Consider the following 25,432-nt stretch of genomic DNA (forward strand, 5'->3'; position numbering starts at 1 on the left):
CTCTGGTGGATTACTTCTGCCTAAGGCTGACCCCCTTGTAGGGAGCCTTACTATTTTTCTTGAATTTGAAAATAAGGTACTTTTACATAATTAAGAAAAGGGATTTTCCACCTTTTTAGAAGTAATTTCCATTAAATTCATTTTTGCCCTTTTGATTTTGATGACGACTTAAATGACATAATTAATAAAAACAGGAATCCAATAAAACCACCAACCGAAAGCAACTTAGCTCCAATTTGTTCCTTGCCAAAGAAAGTATATATGCTAAAAATCAGAGCTAATGTAATTATTGTTCGAGAAATATTTATTCTGATATTATTTTCATTTAATTTCTTTGATATCATGAATCAATCTCCTCTTATTAATAATTACAACATTTTAACATAACTCACTATTTAATTGATATGATTGTTGCCTATGAAGGAAGGAGAAACAAGAATCGCAATACTCCACACATCGCTACGAAGCAAAGGATGTGTGAGTACAGGCGTTGCAACAGGACGTTGCGTTCTTAGCCTATAAGGGCGCTTGCACTTTTGCCTTTTACTAAAATATTCCGAGATTTTTATTCACTATTGTTGCACTCCCCTTTCTGTGAGAAAATAGAGTGAAACTTATTTTTTTAAAGGGGAAGTTATCATGTTTAAAAACAAAGCTTTATTATTCTCTATTATAGTAGTTGTTTTTCTTTCCGCATGCTCTTCTACTTCTAGTACAAATCCTAATAGCAAGAAGGATAATGAGGCTGTTGAAACATCAACAAATAATATCACGTCTGCTCCGGATGCTTTTCTCCAAAAGATGGATGAAGGTAAACAGGTGAAACTTCTTCAACAAGCTTTAAACAAAGTTGGGTATGATTTAGAAGTGAACGGTATCTATGACGAAACTACCACTTGGGCAATTACAGACTTCCAATTACAAAATGAAGAATTAATGGCCACTGGAGTTTATGATGAAGACACGGAACAAATGATGAACCAATTTTTAAAAGAAGATAAATCGGTGGAACCTGGTAAAGGATTACCTTTTGCCGAGGAAGCCACTTCAGATGAGTCAGATGCGAAAATTTTATCCAATCCATATGATGTGTTGGCTGTTGTTAATAAAGAATTTGCATTACCGGAAAGCTATGAACCTGAAGACTTAGTAACACCAAATGTTCGTTTTCCTTTTACAGAAGAACTACCAAAGAAACAAATGCGCAAAGTGGCTGCTGATGCTTTAGAAAAAATGTTTAAAGCAGCTGAAAAAGAGGAACTAGAGCTATATGCTCAATCCGGTTATCGTTCCTATGATCGACAGAAGGCCATTTTTGCTTCCAATGTAGAAAAAGATGGTGAAAAAGAAGCGAATATATTTAGTGCACGACCTGGAGAAAGTGAACATCAATCCGGACTAACGATGGATGTTACTAGTCCAGAGGTTAACTTTGATTTAATTATCGAATTTGGTGAAACACCTGAAGGTAAATGGATAAAGGAACATGCTGCAGAATATGGCTTTATTATCCGCTACCCTGAAGGAAAAGAAGATATTACAAAATATCAATATGAACCTTGGCACTTACGATATGTTGGCGAAAAAGCCGCAAAAGAAATCATGGAAAATAATTTAACGTTAGAAGAATATATATTAAAGAATTAAATCCTGCTCAATTGAACAGGATTTTTTCTTTACTATTTCCAAATTGATCTTTAATTATTGGTTTTCCACAGCAAAATTCACAACATCACCATCGACTTAAGACCAGATTTGTGTAATTTCCTTTTTTCTAATATCGTAGAAGTTTATAGTTACTTTATTAGGGTCCTCATCACTAAGTACTATTCCTTTATCTAGGTCAGATAAGAAATAAAATCCACTTTTATCTTTGTTATATTCAGGTTCTCGTATACCTATTTCTGAGTCTTTTAAGAGCACGGTTACTTTATCGGTTGCTATATCAATTGTTGCTACATGGGAAATTAACTCTTCGTGATTATTAAAATAACTAATCAGTATGCTCTTTCCATCCGAAGATAGAGATGCACCTGTAAGGAAGGTATTGCTAGTTGTTATATCCTTTACTTTTTGCCCATTTATATTATAGATAGAAAAAGTAAAAACAGGTGGTACAGGGTCAACCCCCTTTTTATTAGCTTGATCAATTTTTTCATACTCTTCTTTTACTGAATTCGTAACTACCCGTAGTTGTTTATTGTTAGGGTTATAATCCATCATCCGCACCGATATGTCGTTATTTTTATTGTCCCATTTATAGATTTCTTTCTTTTCTAAATCCAAAATTGTGTAAAAAACACTTCATTATTTGATTTAGAATAGGTTGCAGTCGGATACTCTGTTATTTTTTCTCTAAGTAATTCCTTATTTGTCTTTTTGTTTAGATCATATTGATAAAATATTTGATTTAATTGTTTATCTACAAAATTTATGTATAAATAATTATCCCCACTTTCTGTTAATGAAGAGACAGTTTCAGTTTTGTTTAAATTAAACACTAATACAGTAATAAAAAATAGTGAAGTAAGAATTATTGAAAACCTCATTATCCTTCTCATATAAATCACCTCAATAAATAGACCTCACCTGATTTTATTATTTTATTTTCAGGTGAGGTCTATGTTAAAAATATGTACTTTTTCAAATTAATATACTAACTTTTCACTCTAATTACTTATATGATAAAGTTAAATGAGTACCCCGTTAAGTAATAAAGTAATTAACCTTTAAATGAAAGAGAGTGAAATAATAATGATTTACAATATTACTGTACTTATCAGCGTTTTTCTCTTTTTAACAATAAAACAATTTATTTTTAATGACACAATACAATGGGTGGAAAATATCGGATCCTCTATTTTTGCAATGTTACTATTTATTTTTGTGCAATGGCTCCAGAAACCATATAATTGGAAAAAAGACGAAACATAACTTTCACATTAATCCCCTACAAAAAGACAGGTTAAGAAATATCCGTAGATGGTATTGGATAACATAAAGAGGCATCTAGCCAGCGGATGCTGATATGTAATGCATGAGTACTGATATCCCGCCTGCGTTTGCTGATATATCGTGCACGTGTACTGATATCCTGCCTGCGTTTACTGATATATGGTGCACTGTACTGATATCCCACCAGCGTTTGCTGATATATGGTGCACGTGTACTGATATTCTGCTAGCGTTTGCTGATATATGGTGCACGAGTACCGATATCCTACTGAAGATCTTTGCTGATATATAAGGATATCAGCAATCACTCCAGGATATCAGCCCCTCAACGGAGTGGCTCTTCCTTTATGTATCTATTAAATGGTCAGGTAAACTTTTTTAGGCCGCACTACAGACATCTGCAAGGGCAATATTATTATATTCATTTCCTACACTCTCACAAAAGAACAAATTGCTGTTTTTTCTCTTTCTCCCTTTAAAACGGCTTTAATATCATCAACGCAATAATAATAAGAAAAATAATATTTTCAATATGTTCTACAAAGAAAAGCCTTTTGGATAGTTGATAATATTCTACAGGAATATCCTCCCCTCTATAATCCCGAAGTAGCTTTTTTAAAGGTTTGGATCTTGATTTAAGTAAAGTTGGTCCAAATGCTAGTGCAACCAAAAATAGGAACAAACTAGTTATATACCATCCTTGTGAAAACCAATATGTATTCAAAATTCCCATCCATATTCCCGTAATAAGAAGTAATGTCCCTCCTACCATAGTTAAAATATGCAATTTATTTCGGATGGCAAATGACTGTCTTAATTCTGTCATATTACTAGGGTTTGAGCTTGTCACCACAAAGGTCATTACAAAACCAGGACCCATGCCTAAAATAGCAGAAAAAATATGGATAAATACAAGAAATTCATAGAACGTCATTAATCTCCCCCCTGCCTATGTCTATTTTACAATAAAAGACGATAAACAAAGCTGTGATTCTTATCACATTTCTCCTAAAAAATTAATATATAGATAATAGCATGTTTATAGAACGGCATCATTTGCTTTTCGTACTGTATTTAAGTAAAATTTATGGTTAATAACTATCTAGGGGGAAACCAAATGGAGAAAGAAAATTCCTTACTTCATATCATTCGTGAACGCCGTGCAATTAAAAAAGGTTATACAGATAAAGAAGTAACTGAAGAAGTTGTTCGAGACTTATTAGACTCTGCAATGTGGGCACCTACTCATGGAATGCGCCAGCCTTGGCGATTTATTTTCGTTGGTGCAGATGAATTGCCTGACTTCTCTAAAAAAGTGGCTTCGACATATCCTGAAGAGCGAAGACAAAATCGTGAAGATTATTTAAATGAGCCAAACGCCATCCTTGTTGCTATTATGGAAGATTCCGATATCGAAAAAACAAGAGATGAAAACTTTGGCGCAATCGCGTCCATGATTCAAAATTTCTGGTTATTAGCTTGGGAAAAACAACTTGGTGTAGTTTGGAAAACAAATCCACATATCTATGATCCAAAGGTAAAGGAACTGCTTCATGTGAAGGATAATGAAAAAATTGTAGGATTTATTCATTTAGGATATTTTGACCAGGCACCAGAAAAGAAAGAAAGAATCTCATTAGATGAAAAGTTTATTCGGTTTAACGATTTAAGAAAATAAAGCTGAGTGTTGTTTCAGCTTTATTTTTTTATCCACAATTAAATAGGGTATTATAGTTATGCACATTATCCACAGAAATCAATATGGTTATGCACATAAAATTGTTCATAACACTCCTCTCTTACAAAAAGGGTTAACAACATTATCCACAGGGGAAACACAATCTGTGGATAAAGTTTGGGGATAAATGAATGATCAGAGATAAAAAATTACGCATAAGGAATTTTCAAATAACTATTGACAATTGAGATAATTTATTTTAAGATTAGCACAATCAATTAAATGACTAAGCAATGACGAAGAAGAGTAATCTATGCTGACACTTAAGAGAGCTGGTGGATGGTGCGAACCAGTGTGATTACGTAGATGAATGGGCTTCCGAGCTTCCAAACCGAACCGATCGATTGTAGTAGGCTTTGGCGATTTCGTCTCATCGTTACTCGAGACAATACAAAAGTTATTATTTTAACTTTGTATTGCTAAAGTTGAGCTACTTAGCTAATAAAGGTGGTACCGCGGTCCCTCGTCCTTTAAGGATGAGGGGCCTTTTTGTATTTTAAAAAAACTATTAAATAATAAAATCGTTGAATAAGAGTAGTAAGCAAAATCATCGTGAAACAGAGAACTGGTGATGGTGGAAATCCAGTACACGATCTTTGCTGAATGGACTTATGAGAGGTTTCCTGAAATAAAGTGAATGTTCATTTTCAAGTAGGGAAACACGTGATTCCGACGTTAACGGAAAAAGTGGAAAAGATAACATCTTTTCAACTGGGGTGGCACCGCGACCAAATTCGTCCTCAGGTAAACATTACAAATTGTTTTGTTTACCTGAGGACTTTTATTTTAACGAAAGGAATGACTAAATTGAGTACACCAACTTATAAATTAACGAAATTACAAGCCAATTCCTTAACACCTACTGATATTTACAGAAAATTAACGGGGAAAAAGAAATTTTTACTAGAGAGCACCTTTCCACATGAAAGAAAAGGAAAGTATTCATTTATCGGAGCAAATCCTTACGAAGAAATTATCGGATATCACGATAAAACAACTGTAATCAATCATGATTCACATTCACAAGAGGTAATAACACAGAATGCCTTAATCTATTTAAAAAATCATCTACCAAAATTAGATTTCCCTATCCCCCTCCCCTTTTATGGTGGAGCGGTTGGATACACCGGATATGATGCCATCCGTCAGTTTGAAGACATTGGTGAAACCTTACCAGACGATCGTAACATGCCGGATATTCATTTTATGCTTTTTCAAAATATCATTGTCTATGACCATAATAGCGATGCAATCTATCTTATTACGATTAACATCAAAGATGAGGCTGAGATTGTACTAGATAAGCGTTTAGAAAAATTAAAGAAAAGTATAGAAAGGAAAGGCAGTAATAAGGTACCTAATAATGCATCAATGAATTTCACGCCAGAAATTTCTAAAGAAGCTTTTATGGAAAATGTAAACAAAGCAAAAGAGCACATCCAAAAAGGAGATATTTTTCAAGTCGTATTGTCCCAACGTTTAGTTGCAGATGTGGAAGGAGATGCTTTTCTATTTTATCAAAAATTAAGAGAAGCAAATCCGTCCCCCTATATGTTTTACATTGACTTTAAGGACTACCTACTCTTAGGTGCTTCACCAGAAAGCCTTGTGCAAACACAAGGTGACGAAATTATAACAAACCCCATAGCTGGAACAAGGGTACGTGGGAAAACAGCTCAAGAAGATTTGGCATTAATGAAAGAACTACTTGAGGATGAAAAGGAAATTGCGGAACACAAAATGTTGGTAGACTTGAGCCGAAATGATCTTGGGCGCGTCTGTGAAACGGGTACAATTTCGATACCTACTTATATGACCATCGAAAAATACCAACATGTCATGCACATTGTTTCTGAAGTGAAAGGAAAATTGAAAGCAAATTATTCTAGTATCGATGCATTGATTTCATGTTTACCGGCAGGCACCGTTTCTGGAGCACCTAAAATCCGCGCCATGCAAATTATTAACGAATTAGAAGAGAAAAAACGCGGGGCATATGCAGGTGGTATCGGCTTTATCAACTTTAATCATGACATTAATATAGCACTTGCCATTCGTTCGCTTATTGTAAAAGACAACAAGGCTTACCTTCAAGCTGGGGCAGGAATCGTATTTGACTCGAACCCGGAAACGGAATATGAAGAAACATTAAATAAAGCCAGATCCTTAATGGAGGTAGATAAGTATGATTTTGTTAATGGATAACTATGATTCCTTTACTTATAACTTATACCAGTATTTTTGTGAAGCTGATGTCGAAGTAAACGTGGTTAGAAATGATGTCATTACAGTAAATGAGATTGAGAAGATGAATCCTGAGGCTATTGTCATTTCTCCTGGCCCAGGTTTACCTAAACAAGCTGGGAATTGCATAGAAATTATCCAACACTTTTACAAACAGATTCCTATTCTCGGCATTTGTTTAGGTCATCAGGCAATCACGGAAGCCTTTGGTGGTTCATTAAGACAGGCAAAAGAAATAAAACATGGAAAAACATCGCTAATCACCCACAATGGAAAAGGTATTTTTAACCAACTACCTGATCCTTTAGAGGTCATGCGATATCATTCCTACGTTTCTAATGAACTTCCAGCTGAATTAGAGGTGGTTTCTGCCTCTATGGAAGACGATGAGATAATGGCGATTGCACATAAAGAATATCCTGTTTTTGGCGTACAATTTCATCCTGAATCTATTGGTACGACAACAGGGAAAACAATGATTCTAAACTTTTTAAAGGAAATAAGAAAGGAGCGTATTCAATGAAAAGCTATTTAGAAAAGTTAATTAACCGAGTAGATTTAACATTTGATGAAATGAAAGAAGTAACAGAATATTGTTTAACCGATACCGTTACCTATTCAGAAATTGCCGCACTTTTAACGGCTTTACACAGTAAAGGAGAAACCGCGGAAGAGATTGCAGGTATTGTAGAAGTTATTCGGTCCAAGTCAACATTTCATACCACACCAATCCCTGATGCCATAGATAATTGCGGGACAGGTGGTGACAAATCGTTCAGCTTCAATATAAGTACCACATCTGCTTTTGTTCTAGCTGGTGCTGGAATTACGGTTGCTAAGCACGGAAACCGGAGTATTACAAGTAAATCTGGAAGTGCGGACGTTTTAGAAGCATTAGGTGTCTCCCTAAGCTTATCCAAGGACCATGTGGAGGAATTACTCCATGAGAATAAAATTGCATTTCTATTTGCACCAAATGTCCATGGAGCATTAAGACCATTTACGAAAGTGCGAAAAGACTTAGGTATCCGAACTGTTTTTAATATCATTGGCCCATTAACCAATCCAATTCCATTAGATACGCAGCTCTTAGGTGTATACAACAAAGCCTTATTACCCGTTCTTGCCGAGTCGTTGAAAAAATTAGGACGCCGTCGCGCTGTTGTTATTAATGGCGCTGGAAACGTAGATGAAGCGACATTATCCGGGAAAAACAACCTTATATTCTTAAATGAAGGTCATATAGAAGAACTCACCTTAACTCCTGAGAGTGTTGGATTACCAACCTATACGAAAGAGGAAATCATGGGTGGAGACGCTAAACAAAATGCAGACATTTTATTAAGTGTGTTACAAGGAAAAAAAGGTGCTTATTATGACACGATCCTTCTCAATGCAGGACTCGGTATTTTTACAAACGGAAAAGCCGAAACAATCCAAGATGGTATTGAACTAGCAAGAGAAAGTATTGAATCAGGAGCTGCTTTAGAGAAATTAGAAAAACTAATCGAGTATAGTAAGAAAATTCCAAGCGGGGTGTATTAATTGACTATTCTAGATAAAATCCTAAAAGAAAAAGAAACGGAAATAAAACAGTATTTCAATCAAACGTTTGAACCAATTGATTATGATTCTACTATTTCATTAAAAGAAAAAGTTCAATCATCTCATTCCATGTGTATCATCTCAGAAATTAAACGGTCCTCCCCTTCTAAGGGAAACATTAAGATGGAGGTAAACCCTGTTCAACAAGCAAAACAATACGAAGCATCCGGAGCTTCAGCTATTTCTGTTTTAACCGATCCAGCATTTTTTAATGGAACGATGGAGGATCTACGTGAAGTAAGGAAGGCAGTTAACCTACCTATTTTGTGTAAGGACTTTATAATCGATTCGATTCAAATTGACCGCGCTAAAGCAGCAGGTGCGAATATTATCCTTCTAATTGTCGCTGCACTTGATGATACAAATTTAGAAAAACTTTATCACTATGCAAAGAACCTAGATTTGGAGATTCTCGTTGAAGTGCATAATGAAGAAGAAATGGAACGTGCCTTGAAATTAAATCCCGAGATTATCGGGATTAATAACCGAAACTTAAAGACATTTGACGTTAATATAGCTACTACAGAAAAACTAGCATCCATGGTAACAAATCCTGACACTATCCTAATCAGCGAAAGTGGCATGAAAACACAGCAAGATGTCATTCGTGCTAGAGATGCTGGTGCAAAGGTAATTTTAGTCGGAGAAACACTTATGCTAGCGGATGATATCGATGAGGCCTTCCGAGAATTAAAGGTTCCCCTTCTATTGAAAGGAGCTAAATGATTCATGCTCGTTAAGATATGTGGTATTCAGACCAAAGCAGCTGCTGAGGTTGCCGTAGAAAATGGGGCAAATTTAATTGGCTTCGTTTTTGCCAAAAGTAAGCGGAAGATAGAACCGGAAGAAGCTACCAAAATTGCTGAAACCATTCCAGATCACGTGAAAAAAGTTGGCGTATTCGTAAATGAATCCATTGATAAAATGATAGAAATCGCCGAAACGGTTGGATTAGATTATATCCAATTACATGGGGATGAAACACCTGATATCGCCCGAAGGATTCCTTATAAAGTCATTAAGGCCTTTGCCATGGAACCCGAAACTGTCTCTACGATTTCTGATTATCCTTGTGATTTTTACCTATTAGATAGTCCTAAAGGTAAATACCGAGGCGGAAACGGAAAGACATTTGATTGGGAATTAGTTCATCAACTTACGATTGATTCCAGTAAAATTCTGCTTGCAGGTGGACTAAACACTGAAAACGTTCGAGAAGCTATTACTACAATTAACCCAGCAGGCGTCGATGTATCTAGTGGCGTTGAAACAGATGGCGTGAAGGATCATAAAAAAATAAAGCAATTTATCCAAATAGCTAAACAAACAAGAAAGGATGAGAACATTGACAACGTACACCATGCCTGATAATAAAGGAAGATACGGAGAATTTGGAGGACAGTTTGTACCAGAATTATTAATGCCCGCATTAATAGAATTAGAAAAAGCTTACGAGGAAGCTATGGTTGATCCTTCCTTTACAGAGGAACTGGATTACTATTTAAAACAATATATAGGAAGAGAAACACCATTATACTACGCGGAACAATTATCCAAACAACTAGGTGGTCCAAAAATCTTTTTAAAACGGGAAGACCTTAATCATACTGGGGCGCATAAAATCAATAACACAATTGGTCAGGCGTTACTAACTATAAGAATGGGTAAGAAAAAAGTGGTTGCAGAGACCGGTGCTGGGCAACATGGAGTGGCAACTGCTACCGTTTGTGCTCTTCTAGGTCTTGATTGTATCGTATTCATGGGTGCTGAAGACATGAAACGCCAGAAGCTTAATGTATTTCGTATGGAACTATTAGGTGCCGAGGTGCGTAGTGTCTCTCAGGGAAGCTCAACATTGAAAGATGCAACCAATGAAGCCCTACGTTATTGGGCTAGTCATGTGAATGATACGCACTATATTCTTGGATCGGCCGTTGGACCACACCCATTCCCTAAAATGGTTCGTGACCTTCAATCCGTTATAGGTAAGGAAACAAAGCTCCAAATCATCGAACAAACTGGGAAGTTACCTGACGCTGTCGTAGCCTGTGTTGGTGGTGGAAGTAATTCCATCGGCATGTTTCACCCATTTATTGAAGACGAAGAAGTAAAATTATATGGAGCAGAAGCTGCAGGTTTAGGTGTCGAGACAAAGGATCACGCCGCATCTTTAACCAAAGGAAAACTTGGAATCTTTCACGGTACGTTGTCTCATCTATTACAGGATGAAAACGGGCAAGTAAAAGAAGCCTTCTCTATTTCAGCAGGATTGGATTATCCAGGAATCGGACCAGAACACAGCCATTTACACGTTACAAAACGAGCAACATACAAACCAATTACAGACGAGGAAGCACTAGAGGCATTTCAATTCTTATCGAAAACAGAAGGTATTATCCCAGCTTTAGAAAGCTCTCATGCTGTTGCACTTGCAATGAAACTAGCAAAAGAAATGACTTCTAAAGAAACACTAGTAATCTGTCTTTCTGGTCGTGGGGACAAAGACGTGGAACAAGTAAAAGCTAGATTGGAGGCAGAATAAGATGGGGAGACAAAAACTAGAACAGGCATTACAACAAAAACAGGCAGCCAACCAAAATTTGTTTGTTCCTTATATCATGGCTGGTGATGGCGGATTAGATCTATTAGAAGAACGTATTAACTTTTTACAGGAAAGTGGAGCTTCCGCCATTGAATTAGGCATTCCTTTTTCCGATCCAATCGCTGATGGTCCAACCATACAAGAAGCTGGAATTCGTGCTTTAGCTAATGGTACATCATTAGCATCCATTTTAGAATTTCTGAAGTCAACGAAGGTAGACCGCTCCATTCCGATTATTTTAATGACCTACGTAAACCCAATCTATCGTTATGGAATGGAACAGTTTGCTAAGGACTGTGCGGATTCTGGGGTAGACGGTATCATTATCCCAGATGTCCCAATGGAAGAAGAAGGCCCGATTGCAACCCACTTAAAAAATGAGAAAATAGCATTTATTCGCCTTGCTGCTATGACTAGTCCAGAGGAACGATTAAAAGAAATCGCAAGTAAATCAGAAGGTTTCCTTTATGCTGTAGCCGTAATGGGGACTACGGGCGCTAGAAGTTCCCATGGCGACAATGTAAAAAGCTATTTAGAAAACCTAAAGAAATATAGTACCGTTCCTGTATTAGCAGGATTTGGTGTATCTACTGTGGAACAAGCGCATGAGTTAAGTTCTCACTGTGATGGGGTTATCGTTGGTAGTAAAATTGTTGACCTCTTACACCAAGGAAAAAACAACGAAGTGAAAAATTTAATCCAAGGAAGCATTCAAACTAGTATTCATGCATAACATTTTAAGAAAGCAATTTACTTTACCCAGGATTTACCAATTGGTATGATGAATTTGTAATATAATAATCACTAGGGGAGCCTTTGTCGCTGAGAATAGCAATACCCTATTGCTTAAACCCTTTGAACCCGATATGGATAATACTAGCGTGGGGAAGTGCAGCCAAAAGGATTTTAGATGTAAGATACATCTATTGTACAAAAGACTGCACTCTTTTTTGGAGTGCAGTCTTTTTGATTTAAGAGGAGGGGTAATTTTTGCAAGAAGAATGGTTCTTTTTAGACAGTGGGCATCAGGATGCAGCAGTTAATATGGCAATGGATGAATCCCTATTAAACTGGCATAGTGAGGGTAAAATTCCGCCAACATTACGCTTTTACGGTTGGTCACATCCTACTTTATCGGCTGGTCAGTTTCAAAAAGTACATAAATCAATCCATTTCGACAATGTAAATAGCTATCATTGCCAATTTGTTCGTCGTCTAACCGGAGGAAGCGCTGTACTACATGATAATGAATTGACTTACAGTATTGTAGTTTCAGAGGATCACCCAGAAATTCCAACCTCTATTAAAGAAGCCTACCACGTCCTATCAAAAGGGCTTTATGAAGGTTTCAAGAATCTAGGAATCACGGTTGATTATGCCATGCCCGATAGAAGCGCCATGAAAGAAAAGACAGCTGTATGTTTTGAAAAGGCCGCATTTTACGAAATGGTAGTAGATGGGAAAAAGTTATCAGGTAATGCGCAAACAAGGAAGAAGGGTGTTCTACTGCAGCATGGGTCCATACCAATGAGTCTCGATATCAAGATGCTCTATGATTTATTCCGTTTCCCATCTGAAAAAATAAAACAACGTAGACGTGATGCTTTCCAAAGCAAAGCTATCACTATCGACCAACTAACAAATAAACAGAAATCATTTGACGAAGTGAAGGATGCATTCTATCAAGGATTTCAACATGGATTAAACGTTACTTTCCGTCCTTTTGAATTATCAAAACAACAATGGGAAGAAGTACATCATCTAGCAGAGACTAAATATCGTTCAGAGGATTGGAATTATCATCGATTACTAAAGGAGTCTATTAAAAGTGTCTAAACAAGAGGAATATCTCCGTAAACCTGAATGGTTAAAGATTAAATTAAACACGAATAAGTCCTATACTGGATTAAAGAAGTTAATGCGTGAGAAAAGTCTAAACACTGTTTGTGAGGAAGCAAGATGCCCGAATATTCATGAATGTTGGAGTGAAAGACAAACAGCAACATTTATGATCTTAGGTGATACCTGCACACGCGGTTGTAGGTTCTGTGCGGTCAAAACCGGTCTACCTAGTGGATTAGATTTAGGAGAACCGAAGCGGGTTGCAGATTCTGTTAAAATAATGGGATTAAAGCACGTCGTTGTAACCGCTGTAGCTCGAGACGATTTAGATGATGGAGGCGCCGCTGTATTTGCCAACACCGTTCGTGCCATTCGAAACGCAAATCCTGGCTGTACGATTGAGGTATTACCTTCCGATATGAAAGGTGATTATGAGAGCCTACATACCTTAATGGATAGTAAGCCGGATATTTTTAATCATAATATAGAAACCGTTCGCAGATTAACAAAGAAAGTTCGCGCTATTGCCAAGTATGATCGTTCCTTACAGTTATTACAGCGTGTGAAGGAGATTGCACCAGACATACCAACCAAATCTAGTATAATGGTAGGTTTAGGTGAAACCAAAGAGGAAATCATCGAAGCAATGGATGATTTACGAGCACATGACGTGGATATTATGACAATCGGTCAATACCTACAACCAACCAAAAAACATTTAAATGTGGAACGCTATTATCATCCAGATGAATTTGCCGAATTAAAAGAAATTGCACTTGAAAAAGGATTTAAACATTGTGAATCCGGCCCACTTGTTCGTTCTTCCTATCATGCGGATGAACAAGTTAGTAATTCCTCCAAGCAAAATCGAATTAAATATATGAAGGGCATTGAAAATCAAGAAGAAAAGCAGATCTTTTAGTTAAAAATGAAGAGGCCCTTATTGGCCTCTTTTTAATTTAGAACAGGATATCCTAATTTTTCAATTACCTCTTTCATTTCCTCCGCTTTTACTTCCTGCTCGTTAAACGTTGCTTTCACCTTGCTTGAGTTAAACATAACTTTCGCTTCTTCTACACCATCCATTTTACCAAGTTTTGTTTCAATCTTTTTAATACAAGATGGACAAGTTAGTGGTTCTAATTGGAATTTTATTGTTTTCATTATAAATCTCTCCTTTGTTTTGTTCTACCTTTATTATAAAATCCCTTTTGTTTCTTTTCTTTGACCTAGGTCAAGTTTTAACAATTTTATCTTAAACTTCTGCAACTGGAACTTTTCTTCCCCCCTTCCTATTTCCATGATTAAAACGAATAAGACGCATTGCATTTAAAATGACTAGTAGAACACTTGCCTCATGAATGAACATTCCTGAGGCTAAATGGATGGAACCTGCTAATACCCCAGCTAATAGGACAAACACAGTTCCTACTGCGAAAAACGTGTTTTGTTTCATGTTACGAATCGTAGCTTTGGATAAAGCGTATGCATGAGAGAATTGCATAAGTTGATCCGCCATTAAGACAACATCGGCAGTTTCCATTGATACATCTGTACCGCCTTCACCCATCGCTAAACCTATATCTGCTGTAGCAATTGCAGGTGCATCATTAATTCCATCTCCAGCCATTGCAACAACATGACCTTCCGCTTTTAACTTCATAAGCATTTCCACTTTGTTTTCTGGTAGTAATTCAGCATGGAATTCATCTAACCCTAATGTTTCGGCAACTAATTCTGCTGTATGTTTGTTATCACCTGTAAGCATAATCATCTTCTTAATTCCATTTTCACGTATCTCGGCTAGTGCTTCTACTGCATCTTCTCGAATTTGGTCAGCAATGGAAAAGATTCCAGCAATTTTTCCGTCAATGGCCACAAAGATAGCTGTATTTCCTAATTTCTCCCGTTCTATGGCATACGCGCATACTTCCTCCACCATATGGATCCCATCTGCATTCATTAATTTTCTATTTCCGATGGATAAATGATGGCCTTCTACCGTTGCTTGAATACCATTACCTTTCATGACTTCAACATCTGTTGGTTTCATGAAAAGTTCCATTCCTCTATCATTCGCTTCTTTTACGATTGTTCTACCTAAATGATGTTCTGAAGCCGTTTCAGCTTGAGCGACCAATCGTAATACATCCTCTTCCTTATACTCACCGAACACTTTAATATCTGTTACTTCTGGTTTCCCTTTTGTTAATGTACCAGTTTTATCAAATACAATGGTGTCTACTTTAGAGAATATATCCATTACTTCTCCACCTTTTACAAGAACGCCATGTTTCGCGCCATTTCCGATTCCTGCTACGTTAGATACTGGGGCACCAATGACTAAGGCACCTGGACAAGCAACTACTAGGAAAGTAATAGCTATGTGTAAGTCTCTTGTGATGAGATACACAAGTACAGATAGAACAACTACTGTTGGAGTATACACATTGGCGAACTTATCAAGGAACTTCTCTGTTTTCGATTTAGAATCTTGTGCCTCCTCCACAAGCTCAATGATTTTAGCAAACGTTGTGTCCTCCCCAACCTTTTCCGCTACCATTTCCATGTATCCACTATCCACAATCGTTCCACTAAAGACCTTATCATCCTTCCTTTTCGTCTTTGGCACAGATTCCCCGGTAACTGCCGCTTCATTTAAAGAAGCTTGCCCAGAAATAATACTTCCATCAACTGGTACCTTCCCACCAGAGCGAATAATAACGTGATCCCCTACCTCTACCGCATTCATTTCAACTGTTACCTCTTCCCCATTTCTTAAAACAACCGCTTCTTGAGGTGCCATATCGATTAGGTCCTTTAAGGATGAACGTGTTTTCTGTAATGTTCGTGCTTCGAGATAGTCACCGAATAAAAATAAGAATGTCACCACCGCAGACTCGACATATTCACCGATAAACAGTGCACCAATGACGGCAATTGTGACAAGTAATTCAATACTAAACGCCTTCATTCGCAATGCTTGAAACGCCTTTAGAAAAATTGGAATACCCGCAATCACTGTCGCTATCAGTAATGCTACTTGTTTTACATCCGTTAAACCTGAAAAATGTGCAACTAACGCTAATACCAATAGGAATCCCGCAATGGCTGTAATCTGATTTTTAAACTTGTTTATCTTTAATATCATAAGACTTCACCTTTCCTTTTCCTTCTTTCTAGTTCTAGCTTAAACTATATGAAGGAGAAAGAAATTGACGCCGGTCAAGTTTTGGAAAGTATTTTTATCTTTTTACAACCATAAAAAAATGGGAAAGCCAAACAAATTTTGGCCTCCCCAATATGAGAACGAATCATGGATCAAAGGAAATTACACTCTAAACAAATTCTTGTCTAGATGTACTATATGTATATTCATTTAAAAATAGCTCGTATAGTTTGCTTCCCCTAAGGTATACGTACAATTTTCTTTCAAACGCATGGGCTGATATACTAAATTCAAAAGAGGTGAACGAAATGAGAGAATTTGAAGATTTAACTAGTTTAGAAACGGTCGATACCTTTATTCAAAACTCCAAGTTATCCTTTATATATATTTCAAAAAACAACTGTAGCGTTTGTCACGGACTTCTTCCACAAGTACAAGCATTGATGGAAAAATACCCAAACATTGCATTAGGACATGTTAATGTAGATACAGTAGAAGAAATTGTGGGTCGATTTAATATTTTTACAGCCCCGGTACTGTTACTCTTTGTTAATGGGAAAGAGTATATAAGAGAAGCACGAATCGTTCACATGGATTTATTCGAACAAAAAATCGATAAAATATACGAAAATGTGGTTGGTCCCTAACCAACCACATTTTCTTTATTCAAAAGCTAGTTCATTTAAATCTAAAAATACATTTTCCAATTCTCTGTCTGCGCTCATTTTCCCTTCATAAACTAACTTTCCAGTCTTTTCGTCTAACACAAATAAATTAGCGGTGGAACCTTCTAAACTTGAATTAGGGATATACATTTTTCCATCATGGAAAACGATAAATATATTACCATCATATAAATCTAATGTAGTTGGAACTTCAGTCGTATTCAGCTCCCCATTATCCATTTGATAACGAATTAACTCAAATCCGCTTTTCGTTTTATTTAAGAAGTAAACCGCCCCTTCGTGAACATAAGCTGTTTTGTCCGCGCCTAATCCTTCATCCGGTATTTTCAGCTCTTTTAATTCATTTGTTCCAAAATGATAAGCAAAGAAATCGGAACTCTCTGTTTTATAATATGTTTCGTAATCATCGTATTCATCATATTCACCGACTTCTTTTATATGGTCCAATCGGAAGACAAAATAATCTTCCTTTCCAATATCCGTATCATTATTTACTTCAACCAACTCAGTCCATCCTTTATCGGAATGATCTGTTTTATTTTCAAAGATGACTTCATCATCAATAAGAGACCCATTCTCTATATTAATACGGTAAACATGGTAACCCTCTTCTGTTTCTGGTTTATTTGGATCATGGGTATAGAAGTTTCGTGTAGTGATAAAAACGTCCTTTTCATCCGCTTGAACATCCACCACATTCAAATAGTTGATATTATTTTCAGGTATCTCCACTTGGAAATCTGTTGTTTCATTTGTTTCTTTATCTAACATTTCAATTTTAAAACCTTCGTCAGATTCTTTACCGAATGTATCTGCATAGATTAACCTTTTATCATCTTCAAAAAAGGATGATGAACTTTCATTTTTTCCACGCATGAATTTCCGATAATCTGATTGTAATCTTTTTATCGTTGAGTCCTGAAAACCTTCCGTCATATTATCAAAATAAGAACGTTCACTTTGATAAATCGTATCTTCAGGTGTAATCCTAACATCTTCCCCAAACTCTTTGTAGTTGTCAATGTAGCTTCCCATAAATATTAAGCCGTCCACGACACCCTCATCGCCACTTACCTTCTCTAAATGAAATTCTGGATAATCAGGACTAGCAAAGGCATTTTGAATATAATAGGTTCCAATACCTAAGATAACAATTGCCGCAAGTACAATTACTTTCCAATAACGCATGTTTCTCGCCCTCCTTTAAACCGTTACTTTCCGATTTAGAAGATAATGACTAACCCAAATCGAAATTCCTGTTACAATAATGCCTAAAATAACTTCTATAATGAATAATTCCTCTGGATAAAAATAGCCAAATTCAGAAAACACTTCTATGATAAATGGTGATAAAAAGATAACTAATGCAAAAATACAGTACGCTACACCGAAGATAATTCCTTTTATACGATAGCTTCTTTCAAAGAGAATGGCAGTAAACAACGTAAATACCGTCATAAAACCAATTCCGTAATTAATGAAAAATTGAACAATGCTAGTAGGTAGAAGTATTTGTAAATATCCGTAGTACCCAGAACCATTAACTATCTCCCTTATAGTCATATCCACCCGCAAATCAAAGGGAACAATTGTCTGAAATATGATATTCTCAATTGGAAGAAGGATTAATTGAATGCTTACTAAACCTAAGACCATTAAGAAAATAGCACTTGCTTTTGCCAACAAAATGTTAATTCTTGCTGTCGGTAGCATTAATAAACGATAGATAAACGTGTTTTTTCCAAACCAATCTCGGTACCAAATAAAGAAGCAATAAAAGATTAAAGCTGCTGCACTCAATCCCACAGGTAAGATAAACCATCTAGAAAACAGGATGCGAGACATGGTTAACGGCCAATACGTTTCTAAAAATTGGGCTAAGTTCATAGATCCATCTAACATCTCACCATTTGCCAGGTTCATAAATTGGTTAGATTCCACAATCACACCAACTATTTGCGAAATGATAACAATCCCAATTAAAGCTAAATAGATTTTCATAAACCGCTTCAACTCGAAATCAACTAACTTTACATAGTTTTTCATTTCTGATAAACCTCCCTCATGACATCCACGACGGACTTCCCTTCCAATTCCCGAACTTCTTCTGTACGAAAATCCCTTAATACAATTCCATCGTCAAGAAGGACAGCCCTATCAATTAAATGTTCAATGTCATTAATTTCATGTGTTGTAATGATAACCCCACGATCTTCTACCAGATGACTGGTGAATACTTCCGCAATCTGTTCCCTACTAAAAATATCAATTCCTGAGAAAGGCTCATCCATTAATAAATAGTCCACATCAAGTCCAAGACCTAGTAACAGATTAACCTTCGCTGTATTCCCTTTTGATAAACTCGATATTTTCTCTTCCTCTTTCAAACGGAAAAACGAAAGTAATTCTTTAGCACGTTCTTCATTCCAGCTTTTATAAAAGTCCTTCATAAACTGTAACGCTTCACCTATCTTCATTTGTGGAAGCATAGTAATGGCATCAGGAATAAAGGTTATCTTTTCATAACTTTCTTTTGTTAGTCTTTCGCCGTCTATTAATATTTCCCCACCTTTTATTGGGGTGAGATTCATAATGGCATTCATAATCGTTGTTTTCCCCGCACCATTGATACCAATTAAGCACGTGATTTCTCCCTTATTTGCAGTAAATGAAACTCCTTTAAGTACTTTCTTAAGCCCAAAGTTTTTCTTGATATCTTTTACCTCGATCATATTTCTTCCCCCCTATTCTTCTACGTATTTCTCTTTCAATAATCCAACTACTTCATCAAATGAGGCATTAATCGGCTTAATGGCTGCTACGAAATTTTCAATAGCCTCTAAAATTATTTCGTTTCGCATTTGGCCAATTACTTCTTCATTGTTCGTAATCCTACTTGGACTATTTCCCTCTGTAAAAATCAAACCAGCTTCCTCCATTTCTTTATACGCACGTTGCGCTGTGTTAGGATTAATCTTTAATTGATTTGCTATTTCTCTTCTAGATGGGATTTCCTGTCCTGGCTCGTAATGACCTGTTGCAATTTGTTCCTTAAAATGCCGAACGACTTGAATATAAACAGGATCCCTTTTGTTAAATTTCATAAAAACATCTCCTAAGTATGTTTTAGTTTTAGTGTATTACCACCTTAATACACCTTTTGTAAAAAAATATTAATAATGTATTATCCGATTAATACAGCCTCCTGTGTATTATATGATTAATACATCGTAGCTGTCAATACAATTTCAAATAAAATATTTTATTTCGACATAATATTTCCCTGGTAATATTTTCTCAACAAAATTAGACCCTATTCGCTGTTTTACCTTCATTGTTTCATGCTTATTTGTGATAAAATGTCTAATAGTGCATGTTCAAAAAGGAGGATGAAAAGGAACGAGGTCGGCTAAATGCGTAATGTCCTGGGACTTCGATTACTTGTCCCACCGTAAAGATTTGTTGCAACGCTCTCCCTATGTCATTTTCACCGGACTTTTTGAACAACCTCTAATAGCTTGATTTTTTGCAAGGCAAAGGAGAGTTTATTAATGAAAATAGTATCATGGAACGTAAACGGATTACGTGCCTGTGTGCGAAAAGGATTCTTAGATTATTTTCATAAAGTCGATGCAGACATCTTCTGTGTACAGGAAATAAAACTACAAGATGGACAAATTAACCTTGAATTAGAAGGTTATCATCAATATTGGAATTACGCTGAAAGAAAAGGGTATTCGGGAACAGCTGTTTTTACTAAACAAAAGCCGTTGTCTGTAACCTATAGCGTTGGTACAAAGGAAACAGAAAAGGAAGGTAGAATCATTACATTAGAATTCGATACCTTTTATTTAGTCAATGTATATACACCGAACTCCAAAAGAGATCTAACTAGATTAGACTATCGTTTGGAATGGGAAGATGAACTATACCATTATTTAAAACAATTGGACGAGAAAAAGCCAATTATATATTGTGGGGATTTAAACGTGGCACACCAGGAAATTGATTTAAAAAATCATAAAACAAATCATGGTAACTCTGGATTTACTACCGAAGAGCGTGGAAAAATGACGCGTTTATTAGACTCTGGATTTATTGATACGCTTCGTTATTTCTATCCGGATAAAGATGACATCTATACATGGTGGTCCTATATGAAAACGATCCGTGAGCGAAATATAGGATGGAGAATTGATTACTTTATAGTCTCTGAACGAATGAAGGACCTTTTAATTGACTCCCACGTCCGCTCCGACATATTAGGAAGCGATCATTGTCCAATTATGTTAGAGATAAAATCCCCAAACCTAGATTAAATCAAAGAAAAAAAGAAATACTGTTTATTATGGAGGTTACGAAATGAATAAACTTATTCCGCATCTACGCATTGAAAATTGTAAAGAAGCAATTGAATATTATCAACAGATTTTTGGTGGAAAAATTAAGAATACACAGTTAGCAGATGGGATTGAAATGTTTAAGGGGCATGAAGGGAAATACATCCACGCAGAATTACACATAAATGAAGATTGTATTATCTATTTGCAGACTCACTGGGCAAACAAATGATAAATGGAAACAACATTCTCTTCGGACCTGATTTAGAAAGCGAAGAAGAAATAACTAAAATTTATAATGATTTGTCTCAAGAAGGTGAAATCCAAATGGAGTTACAAGATACCTTTTGGGGTGCTAAACATGCAATAGTGAAAGATAAATACGGAATAGCATGGGAATTAAATTATACGAAAAAATAATTAACAAAGCACTCAAGTCTTCACCTTGAGTGCTTTCGCTTTTTACTGTTTGATTTTCTGAAAATAGTCGATAATTCCTAAAGCACTTACCTGCATATCTAAGTTGATAATAATGTATACCTCATGTTCATTGGGAATTCCTAACTCTCTTAACTCTTCTTTAACTTTTCCTAACAATCTTTGCGCAAGAACATCATAGCCCTTTCCTTCAGCTATTACCTGTTCTCCCTCATCGACAAAAATATCTAACCAACGAGAAACTTGACTTAAAGCATCGTCTACTTTTTCAGACCAACTAAAATGACCATAATAAATTCGACTAACATTCAATTCTTTAATCTTATGGATTGAATTCTTCATTGCATTTGGGTCGAAATGATTCGGTGAAGTGGACGGCAAGAAGAAATCAATTCCCAGTTGACTAAGTTGTTCATATCGAATTCCTACCGTATCCCCAGTAAATATTCCATTACTAACAGGGTCTAATATACTAAAATGATGTTTGGAATGACCTGGTGTATCGAAAAACTTAAGCGTACAATTAGGACCTATTTGTAACGTATCTCCCTCTGTTTTTACAATAATTTGATCTTCTGGTACAGGTAATATGGGATCAAATAACTCCGAAAAGCTATCACCATACACCGCTCTAGCCCCTGCAGCTAATTTTCTTGGATTAATTAAATGACGTTCCCCTCTTGGATGTACAACAACTTTTGCATTCGGACATTCCCTAATCAATAAACCAGCTCCACCTGAGTGATCAAGATGAATATGTGTGACTATAATATATTTGACTTGATCAAGAGAAAATCCAAGTGATTCTAACCCTTTTTTAACATATTTAATGGACGGACTTGGCCCAGTTTCAATAAGTGTAAGTTCTTCCTCATCAATCACATACGTTCCAGTTCGGTTGGCAATATCTAAATCAAATCCATCAATAAGTGAAATCCTCTCATCAATTCGAATTGGATCTTTTTCCTTCATGAATCCTTCCCCCTTTAAAAATTAATCTTGCCTTTATGTTAGCACAAAAAGCGGAATACGTTTACATTGAAGGGTTTGACATAGTTGGGAAATTTAGTAGGCATTGATAAATCAGGACTTGTTCGCGGAATATCAACTTTCGTCTTTAATATCAGCACCCGGCATAGATTTGCGAAAAATACTTCTCATCTGATAAAACTCCAAACCATTTTTTGCATTTATTAGCAGATTTAAAATCGAATAAGTCTTCCTTGTTCGTTAATAATAATTGTGACCAAATTCAAGGAGGTTATTTTATTGCATACTCAACAAAACCAAAATTTACAAGGTTCTTCTCAAATCCCAGATCAGTTTAGTCATGGTGGACACGAACTAATGGATGCCCATGAAGCTATCGGTGGATTAGTTGGAGGAATGGAGCAGTACATGCTTTATGAGCAACATGTACAAGATCCAGAATTAAAAACGATGATGACAAAGCATAAAGCTTATATCACACAAGTTTACAATTCACTTGTACAAGCTTTGAAGACAGGTCAAGAACCAACAATCAAAACACAAACGTATAATTTCAGCCAAACAAGTAATAACACTATTTATGGTATGCAACCAACTCAACCTAAAACCCCTGCACAATCCGTTAATGAAATTAACGATCAGTGTGTATCTGGGTTTATGATGGGAATTTTAAAATCCAATGCGTCTGCCTTCACATTGGCTGCCCTTGAAGCTACAAACCCTGTAGTACGTCGAGTTTTTGCTGATAGTATTCCTAACATTATTGAGATGGCTTATGAACTGTTCTTGTATCAAAACCGAAACCAATACTATCAAGTTCCTCAATTAAAACAAGAGGACATGCAAATTTATATGAATAGTTTTGGAGTAGTCCAAGGTCAAACTCATTAATAGTGAAAAACGTGCGCTCTATTTAGGATCGCACGTTTTTTTAAAAGTTTTTGAATCCTAATTCTTTATTAAAACGTATATTCATTAATTACATATTAAGGAGAGGAAATGAAAACATGAATAACCATGAAATTGACTATAAAATATACGGAGATGACATGCAATTTGTCGAGGTTGAACTAGATCCGGATGAAACCGTAATTGCGGAAGCTGGAGGTTTGATGATGATGGATGACTCAATCAAGATGGAAACCATTTTTGGCGACGGTTCCTCCAATCAAGGCAGTGGACTAATGGGTAAACTTCTAGGGGCTGGGAAACGTGTTTTAACAGGAGAAAGCCTATTTATGACGGCTTTTACGAATTTAGGAGTAGGTAAAAAACATGTTTCATTTGCATCACCTTACCCCGGTAAAATTATTCCAATGGATTTAAGTCAAATGAACGGAAAACTTATTTGCCAAAAAGATGCATTTCTTGCAGCGGCAAAAGGAGTTTCTGTTGGTATTGAATTCCAAAAGAAACTTGGTACAGGTTTCTTTGGTGGTGAAGGATTCTTAATGCAGAAATTAGAAGGCGATGGAATGTCCTTCGTTCATGCAGGTGGAACGATTCATAGAAAGGATTTATCCCCTGGAGAAATGATTCGAGTAGATACAGGATGTCTTGTTGCTATGACAGGAGATGTCGATTACAACATTAAATACGTTGGTGGAATCAAAACAGCATTATTTGGTGGAGAAGGGTTATTCTTTGCAACATTACGTGGTCCAGGAACCGTTTGGATTCAATCCTTACCATTTAGCAGATTAGCTAGTCGTGTATTTGCTTCTGCGCCTCAACGTGCAGGTTCTGATTCCAAAGGGGAAGGTAGTATAGCCGGTGGATTATTCGATTTTCTAGGTGGAGATCGAAATTAACATTTACTTGTCTACCATAATATGCCCCCTTTTTTAAGGTGTAAGAATAGACAATTTACACATACTATCTATGTAAAATCCTTTAAGAAGGAGTGGATTTTTCATGGGTGGAAGAGACAGCCACAACAGCAACAGTAAAAACTTCTTAGCACAAACTCCGAAGAATCAAATATCCGATGGTCGAGATATTGAATTCTCACAAGAGTTAGCTGATGCTGAGGATGTAAAGGCATTAGAAAGAAGTAAAGCTGCTGATCAGAGAGCAAAACAAAGAAAAAATTTATAAAGAAAATGACTTGTTAAGGCGGTTCTAATTTGAATCGCCTTCTTTATTTAGTAAAATGAGGGTGAATACAACATAGAATAGAGGATGAAATAAATTGAGCGGTAAGGAAGTAAATGATTATCTCACAGAAGGAATGTACGGTACACGACTACCAAAGGAAGAAGAAAGAAAAAAATACTTAGGAACCTTACGAGAAAGAATCGTACTCGCTCTTACAGTTGGACAAATCATGTCTGATAAAGGAATCGATAAATTAGAAGATGCAATGAAGGAAAATAAGGGAGCTAAGCTTTTAATCAATGGTCATGTTTCATCACGATTTTTAACTGAGGAAAAAGCGTTAGCCAATAAGTATAACATTCCCTATACAATCATTACAGATGAAACAAATGAAACAGATATTGGTGCAGTTTTAGCATTTGATTATGCTGTTGATAAAGAGGATATATTTGTAAAAGAAATACAAAAGAAAGATGAAAATAGTATAAAGGATGAAAAGAATAACTCCCTTTTCTCAAAAGTAAAGAAGTGGTTTAAATAATGGTCTGTTCCTGGTCTAAAGGGAACAGACCCTTTTTTTCGTAGTACAAATCCCGCGCAATTCCATGCAAAATTGTGAGGTCGCTTGTCACGGACAATTCATATCTGGCTCAAGCTTCATTTGGCCGTGAGAATACCAATCACGGACAATTCATTCTTGGTTCACTCCTCATTTGGCCGTGAGAAT

30 protein-coding genes, 1 riboswitch and 2 other annotated features are annotated in these 25,432 nt (G+C 36.2%); of the genes, 19 read left to right on the plus strand and 11 right to left on the minus strand.

All coding sequences use genetic code 11. The features are described 5' to 3' along the window. Positions 1 to 137: 137 nt before the first annotated feature. On the minus strand, positions 138 to 344 hold the full coding sequence (locus ACFQ18_RS10210; protein WP_047184930.1) for a hypothetical protein: 207 nt from the start codon (positions 342 to 344) through the stop codon (positions 138 to 140). A 295-nt stretch (positions 345 to 639) separates the two neighbouring features. On the opposite strand from ACFQ18_RS10210, the gene ACFQ18_RS10215 reads away from it, so the two are divergent. Then, positions 640 to 1,647 carry a D-alanyl-D-alanine carboxypeptidase family protein gene (locus ACFQ18_RS10215; RefSeq protein WP_204798278.1) on the plus strand — a complete coding sequence of 336 codons (1,008 nt, stop codon included), beginning with the start codon at positions 640 to 642 and terminating at the stop codon, positions 1,645 to 1,647. A 96-nt stretch (positions 1,648 to 1,743) separates the two neighbouring features. Here the strand turns inward: ACFQ18_RS10215 and ACFQ18_RS10220 are convergent, their stop codons facing one another. The 3 genes from ACFQ18_RS10220 to ACFQ18_RS10230 form a co-directional block, all read right to left on the minus strand. Further along, a complete protein-coding gene (locus ACFQ18_RS10220) occupies positions 1,744 to 2,220 on the minus strand; it encodes a hypothetical protein (RefSeq protein WP_379566288.1) in 477 nt (158 codons plus the stop codon). 56 nt (positions 2,221 to 2,276) lie between these two features. Continuing rightward, the gene (locus ACFQ18_RS10225; protein ID WP_204798280.1) at positions 2,277 to 2,549 is read right to left on the minus strand and encodes a hypothetical protein; all 273 of its coding nucleotides are present in this window, start codon (positions 2,547 to 2,549) and stop codon (positions 2,277 to 2,279) included. A gap of 880 nt (positions 2,550 to 3,429) precedes the next feature. Next, positions 3,430 to 3,888 carry a DUF2269 family protein gene (locus ACFQ18_RS10230; RefSeq protein ID WP_204798281.1) on the minus strand — a complete coding sequence of 153 codons (459 nt, stop codon included), beginning with the start codon at positions 3,886 to 3,888 and terminating at the stop codon, positions 3,430 to 3,432. A 183-nt stretch (positions 3,889 to 4,071) separates the two neighbouring features. On the opposite strand from ACFQ18_RS10230, the gene ACFQ18_RS10235 reads away from it, so the two are divergent. The 10 genes from ACFQ18_RS10235 (at position 4,072) to lipA (ending at position 13,907) form a co-directional block, all read left to right on the plus strand. Continuing rightward, positions 4,072 to 4,632: a nitroreductase family protein gene (locus tag ACFQ18_RS10235; RefSeq protein ID WP_204798282.1), complete on the plus strand. Its 561-nt coding sequence runs from the start codon at positions 4,072 to 4,074 to the stop codon at positions 4,630 to 4,632. A 284-nt stretch (positions 4,633 to 4,916) separates the two neighbouring features. After that, positions 4,917 to 5,166: a binding site (T-box leader), on the plus strand. A 41-nt stretch (positions 5,167 to 5,207) separates the two neighbouring features. Continuing rightward, positions 5,208 to 5,437: a binding site (T-box leader), on the plus strand. Between the two features lie 53 nt (positions 5,438 to 5,490). Continuing rightward, positions 5,491 to 6,897: an anthranilate synthase component I gene (gene trpE, locus ACFQ18_RS10240; RefSeq protein WP_047185636.1), complete on the plus strand. Its 1,407-nt coding sequence runs from the start codon at positions 5,491 to 5,493 to the stop codon at positions 6,895 to 6,897. Beyond that, on the plus strand, positions 6,878 to 7,459 hold the full coding sequence (locus tag ACFQ18_RS10245) for an anthranilate synthase component II (protein ID WP_204798283.1): 582 nt from the start codon (positions 6,878 to 6,880) through the stop codon (positions 7,457 to 7,459). Before trpE ends, ACFQ18_RS10245 begins: the two co-directional genes overlap by 20 nt. After that, positions 7,456 to 8,481, plus strand: a complete 1,026-nt coding sequence (trpD, locus tag ACFQ18_RS10250; RefSeq protein ID WP_204798284.1) for an anthranilate phosphoribosyltransferase — start codon at positions 7,456 to 7,458, stop codon at positions 8,479 to 8,481. The genes ACFQ18_RS10245 and trpD overlap by 4 nt, the downstream gene beginning before the upstream one ends. Beyond that, on the plus strand, positions 8,482 to 9,267 hold the full coding sequence (gene trpC / locus ACFQ18_RS10255) for an indole-3-glycerol phosphate synthase TrpC (protein ID WP_047185581.1): 786 nt from the start codon (positions 8,482 to 8,484) through the stop codon (positions 9,265 to 9,267). Positions 9,268 to 9,270: 3 nt separating this feature from the next. After that, the gene (locus ACFQ18_RS10260) at positions 9,271 to 9,909 is read left to right on the plus strand and encodes a phosphoribosylanthranilate isomerase (protein WP_047185582.1); all 639 of its coding nucleotides are present in this window, start codon (positions 9,271 to 9,273) and stop codon (positions 9,907 to 9,909) included. Beyond that, complete coding sequence (gene trpB, locus ACFQ18_RS10265; RefSeq protein WP_204798285.1) at positions 9,887 to 11,083, plus strand: tryptophan synthase subunit beta; 1,197 nt, start codon at positions 9,887 to 9,889, stop codon at positions 11,081 to 11,083. Before ACFQ18_RS10260 ends, trpB begins: the two co-directional genes overlap by 23 nt. 1 nt (position 11,084) lies before the next feature. Next, positions 11,085 to 11,876 carry a tryptophan synthase subunit alpha gene (gene trpA, locus ACFQ18_RS10270; protein WP_047185584.1) on the plus strand — a complete coding sequence of 264 codons (792 nt, stop codon included), beginning with the start codon at positions 11,085 to 11,087 and terminating at the stop codon, positions 11,874 to 11,876. Positions 11,877 to 11,939: 63 nt separating this feature from the next. Further along, positions 11,940 to 12,048, plus strand: a riboswitch (TPP riboswitch). An 85-nt stretch (positions 12,049 to 12,133) separates the two neighbouring features. Next, on the plus strand, positions 12,134 to 12,979 hold the full coding sequence (locus tag ACFQ18_RS10275) for a lipoate--protein ligase family protein (RefSeq protein ID WP_379566292.1): 846 nt from the start codon (positions 12,134 to 12,136) through the stop codon (positions 12,977 to 12,979). Then, positions 12,972 to 13,907 (plus strand): lipoyl synthase, encoded by a 936-nt coding sequence (gene lipA, locus ACFQ18_RS10280; protein WP_047185585.1) that lies wholly within the window; start codon positions 12,972 to 12,974, stop codon positions 13,905 to 13,907. Before ACFQ18_RS10275 ends, lipA begins: the two co-directional genes overlap by 8 nt. A gap of 32 nt (positions 13,908 to 13,939) precedes the next feature. Here lipA and ACFQ18_RS10285 read toward each other — a convergent pair whose 3' ends face one another. Together ACFQ18_RS10285 and ACFQ18_RS10290 are read right to left on the minus strand one after the other, a co-directional pair. Beyond that, positions 13,940 to 14,149, minus strand: coding sequence for a heavy-metal-associated domain-containing protein (locus ACFQ18_RS10285; protein ID WP_047185586.1), 210 nt, complete (start codon positions 14,147 to 14,149; stop codon positions 13,940 to 13,942). A gap of 91 nt (positions 14,150 to 14,240) precedes the next feature. Beyond that, positions 14,241 to 16,136 (minus strand): heavy metal translocating P-type ATPase, encoded by a 1,896-nt coding sequence (locus ACFQ18_RS10290; RefSeq protein WP_204798286.1) that lies wholly within the window; start codon positions 16,134 to 16,136, stop codon positions 14,241 to 14,243. Positions 16,137 to 16,462: 326 nt separating this feature from the next. Between ACFQ18_RS10290 and ACFQ18_RS10295 the strand changes: the two genes are divergently transcribed. Beyond that, the gene (locus ACFQ18_RS10295) at positions 16,463 to 16,801 is read left to right on the plus strand and encodes a thioredoxin family protein (RefSeq protein WP_060667803.1); all 339 of its coding nucleotides are present in this window, start codon (positions 16,463 to 16,465) and stop codon (positions 16,799 to 16,801) included. A gap of 15 nt (positions 16,802 to 16,816) precedes the next feature. Here ACFQ18_RS10295 and ACFQ18_RS10300 read toward each other — a convergent pair whose 3' ends face one another. The 4 genes from ACFQ18_RS10300 to ACFQ18_RS10315 are packed head-to-tail and all read right to left on the minus strand — an operon-like array spanning position 16,817 to position 19,944. Further along, entirely contained in the window at positions 16,817 to 18,028 is a 1,212-nt protein-coding gene (locus ACFQ18_RS10300) for a hypothetical protein (RefSeq protein ID WP_060667802.1), read from the minus strand. Between the two features lie 15 nt (positions 18,029 to 18,043). Beyond that, the gene (locus ACFQ18_RS10305) at positions 18,044 to 18,886 is read right to left on the minus strand and encodes a hypothetical protein (protein WP_047185590.1); all 843 of its coding nucleotides are present in this window, start codon (positions 18,884 to 18,886) and stop codon (positions 18,044 to 18,046) included. Next, on the minus strand, positions 18,883 to 19,572 hold the full coding sequence (locus tag ACFQ18_RS10310; protein ID WP_060667801.1) for an ATP-binding cassette domain-containing protein: 690 nt from the start codon (positions 19,570 to 19,572) through the stop codon (positions 18,883 to 18,885). The genes ACFQ18_RS10305 and ACFQ18_RS10310 overlap by 4 nt, the downstream gene beginning before the upstream one ends. 12 nt (positions 19,573 to 19,584) lie before the next feature. Further along, the gene (locus ACFQ18_RS10315) at positions 19,585 to 19,944 is read right to left on the minus strand and encodes a GntR family transcriptional regulator (protein WP_047185592.1); all 360 of its coding nucleotides are present in this window, start codon (positions 19,942 to 19,944) and stop codon (positions 19,585 to 19,587) included. 447 nt (positions 19,945 to 20,391) lie between these two features. On the opposite strand from ACFQ18_RS10315, the gene ACFQ18_RS10320 reads away from it, so the two are divergent. Genes ACFQ18_RS10320 through ACFQ18_RS10330 form a run of 3 tightly spaced genes read left to right on the plus strand, consistent with a single transcriptional unit; the run spans position 20,392 to position 21,600 of the window. Further along, positions 20,392 to 21,159 (plus strand): exodeoxyribonuclease III, encoded by a 768-nt coding sequence (locus ACFQ18_RS10320; protein WP_047185593.1) that lies wholly within the window; start codon positions 20,392 to 20,394, stop codon positions 21,157 to 21,159. A gap of 43 nt (positions 21,160 to 21,202) precedes the next feature. Further along, positions 21,203 to 21,412: a VOC family protein gene (locus tag ACFQ18_RS10325; RefSeq protein WP_244986985.1), complete on the plus strand. Its 210-nt coding sequence runs from the start codon at positions 21,203 to 21,205 to the stop codon at positions 21,410 to 21,412. After that, positions 21,409 to 21,600: a VOC family protein gene (locus tag ACFQ18_RS10330; RefSeq protein ID WP_244986986.1), complete on the plus strand. Its 192-nt coding sequence runs from the start codon at positions 21,409 to 21,411 to the stop codon at positions 21,598 to 21,600. The genes ACFQ18_RS10325 and ACFQ18_RS10330 overlap by 4 nt, the downstream gene beginning before the upstream one ends. 42 nt (positions 21,601 to 21,642) lie before the next feature. On the opposite strand, the gene ACFQ18_RS10335 is transcribed toward ACFQ18_RS10330, so the two are convergent. Next, positions 21,643 to 22,590, minus strand: a complete 948-nt coding sequence (locus ACFQ18_RS10335; protein WP_047185594.1) for an MBL fold metallo-hydrolase — start codon at positions 22,588 to 22,590, stop codon at positions 21,643 to 21,645. A gap of 297 nt (positions 22,591 to 22,887) precedes the next feature. Here ACFQ18_RS10335 and ACFQ18_RS10340 point away from each other — a divergent pair, with 297 nt between their 5' ends. The 4 genes from ACFQ18_RS10340 (at position 22,888) to ACFQ18_RS10355 (ending at position 25,246) form a co-directional block, all read left to right on the plus strand. Continuing rightward, complete coding sequence (locus ACFQ18_RS10340) at positions 22,888 to 23,499, plus strand: spore coat protein (protein ID WP_047185595.1); 612 nt, start codon at positions 22,888 to 22,890, stop codon at positions 23,497 to 23,499. A gap of 116 nt (positions 23,500 to 23,615) precedes the next feature. Further along, a complete protein-coding gene (locus ACFQ18_RS10345; protein ID WP_204798287.1) occupies positions 23,616 to 24,419 on the plus strand; it encodes a TIGR00266 family protein in 804 nt (267 codons plus the stop codon). A gap of 103 nt (positions 24,420 to 24,522) precedes the next feature. Then, positions 24,523 to 24,705 (plus strand): YfhD family protein, encoded by a 183-nt coding sequence (locus ACFQ18_RS10350; protein ID WP_047185597.1) that lies wholly within the window; start codon positions 24,523 to 24,525, stop codon positions 24,703 to 24,705. Positions 24,706 to 24,799: 94 nt separating this feature from the next. After that, positions 24,800 to 25,246 carry a YueI family protein gene (locus tag ACFQ18_RS10355; protein ID WP_047185598.1) on the plus strand — a complete coding sequence of 149 codons (447 nt, stop codon included), beginning with the start codon at positions 24,800 to 24,802 and terminating at the stop codon, positions 25,244 to 25,246. Positions 25,247 to 25,432 lie beyond the last annotated feature (186 nt).

This window comes from Oceanobacillus caeni (assembly GCF_042678465.1).
GTDB classification, from domain to species: Bacteria; Bacillota; Bacilli; order Bacillales; family Amphibacillaceae; genus Oceanobacillus; species Oceanobacillus caeni.

Bases quoted from the DNA above. Each gene is read 5' to 3' on its own strand.
- ACFQ18_RS10350 (WP_047185597.1), top strand. From the start codon at position 24,523: ATGGGTGGAAGAGACAGCCACAACAGCAACAGTAAAAACTTCTTAGCA.
- ACFQ18_RS10330 (WP_244986986.1), top strand. From the start codon at position 21,409: ATGATAAATGGAAACAACATTCTCTTCGGACCTGATTTAGAAAGCGAA.
- ACFQ18_RS10305 (WP_047185590.1), bottom strand. From the start codon at position 18,886: ATGAAAAACTATGTAAAGTTAGTTGATTTCGAGTTGAAGCGGTTTATG.
- ACFQ18_RS10260 (WP_047185582.1), top strand. From the start codon at position 9,271: ATGCTCGTTAAGATATGTGGTATTCAGACCAAAGCAGCTGCTGAGGTT.
- ACFQ18_RS10235 (WP_204798282.1), top strand. From the start codon at position 4,072: ATGGAGAAAGAAAATTCCTTACTTCATATCATTCGTGAACGCCGTGCA.
- ACFQ18_RS10325 (WP_244986985.1), top strand. From the start codon at position 21,203: ATGAATAAACTTATTCCGCATCTACGCATTGAAAATTGTAAAGAAGCA.
- trpA (WP_047185584.1), top strand. From the start codon at position 11,085: ATGGGGAGACAAAAACTAGAACAGGCATTACAACAAAAACAGGCAGCC.
- ACFQ18_RS10245 (WP_204798283.1), top strand. From the start codon at position 6,878: ATGATTTTGTTAATGGATAACTATGATTCCTTTACTTATAACTTATAC.
- ACFQ18_RS10295 (WP_060667803.1), top strand. From the start codon at position 16,463: ATGAGAGAATTTGAAGATTTAACTAGTTTAGAAACGGTCGATACCTTT.
- ACFQ18_RS10210 (WP_047184930.1), bottom strand. From the start codon at position 344: ATGATATCAAAGAAATTAAATGAAAATAATATCAGAATAAATATTTCT.
- ACFQ18_RS10285 (WP_047185586.1), bottom strand. From the start codon at position 14,149: ATGAAAACAATAAAATTCCAATTAGAACCACTAACTTGTCCATCTTGT.
- ACFQ18_RS10230 (WP_204798281.1), bottom strand. From the start codon at position 3,888: ATGACGTTCTATGAATTTCTTGTATTTATCCATATTTTTTCTGCTATT.
- ACFQ18_RS10215 (WP_204798278.1), top strand. From the start codon at position 640: ATGTTTAAAAACAAAGCTTTATTATTCTCTATTATAGTAGTTGTTTTT.
- ACFQ18_RS10320 (WP_047185593.1), top strand. From the start codon at position 20,392: ATGAAAATAGTATCATGGAACGTAAACGGATTACGTGCCTGTGTGCGA.
- ACFQ18_RS10220 (WP_379566288.1), bottom strand. From the start codon at position 2,220: ATGGATTATAACCCTAACAATAAACAACTACGGGTAGTTACGAATTCA.
- ACFQ18_RS10345 (WP_204798287.1), top strand. From the start codon at position 23,616: ATGAATAACCATGAAATTGACTATAAAATATACGGAGATGACATGCAA.
- ACFQ18_RS10300 (WP_060667802.1), bottom strand. From the start codon at position 18,028: ATGCGTTATTGGAAAGTAATTGTACTTGCGGCAATTGTTATCTTAGGT.
- ACFQ18_RS10335 (WP_047185594.1), bottom strand. From the start codon at position 22,590: ATGAAGGAAAAAGATCCAATTCGAATTGATGAGAGGATTTCACTTATT.
- trpE (WP_047185636.1), top strand. From the start codon at position 5,491: ATGACTAAATTGAGTACACCAACTTATAAATTAACGAAATTACAAGCC.
- ACFQ18_RS10290 (WP_204798286.1), bottom strand. From the start codon at position 16,136: ATGATATTAAAGATAAACAAGTTTAAAAATCAGATTACAGCCATTGCG.
- trpD (WP_204798284.1), top strand. From the start codon at position 7,456: ATGAAAAGCTATTTAGAAAAGTTAATTAACCGAGTAGATTTAACATTT.
- ACFQ18_RS10315 (WP_047185592.1), bottom strand. From the start codon at position 19,944: ATGAAATTTAACAAAAGGGATCCTGTTTATATTCAAGTCGTTCGGCAT.
- ACFQ18_RS10225 (WP_204798280.1), bottom strand. From the start codon at position 2,549: ATGAGGTTTTCAATAATTCTTACTTCACTATTTTTTATTACTGTATTA.
- ACFQ18_RS10310 (WP_060667801.1), bottom strand. From the start codon at position 19,572: ATGATCGAGGTAAAAGATATCAAGAAAAACTTTGGGCTTAAGAAAGTA.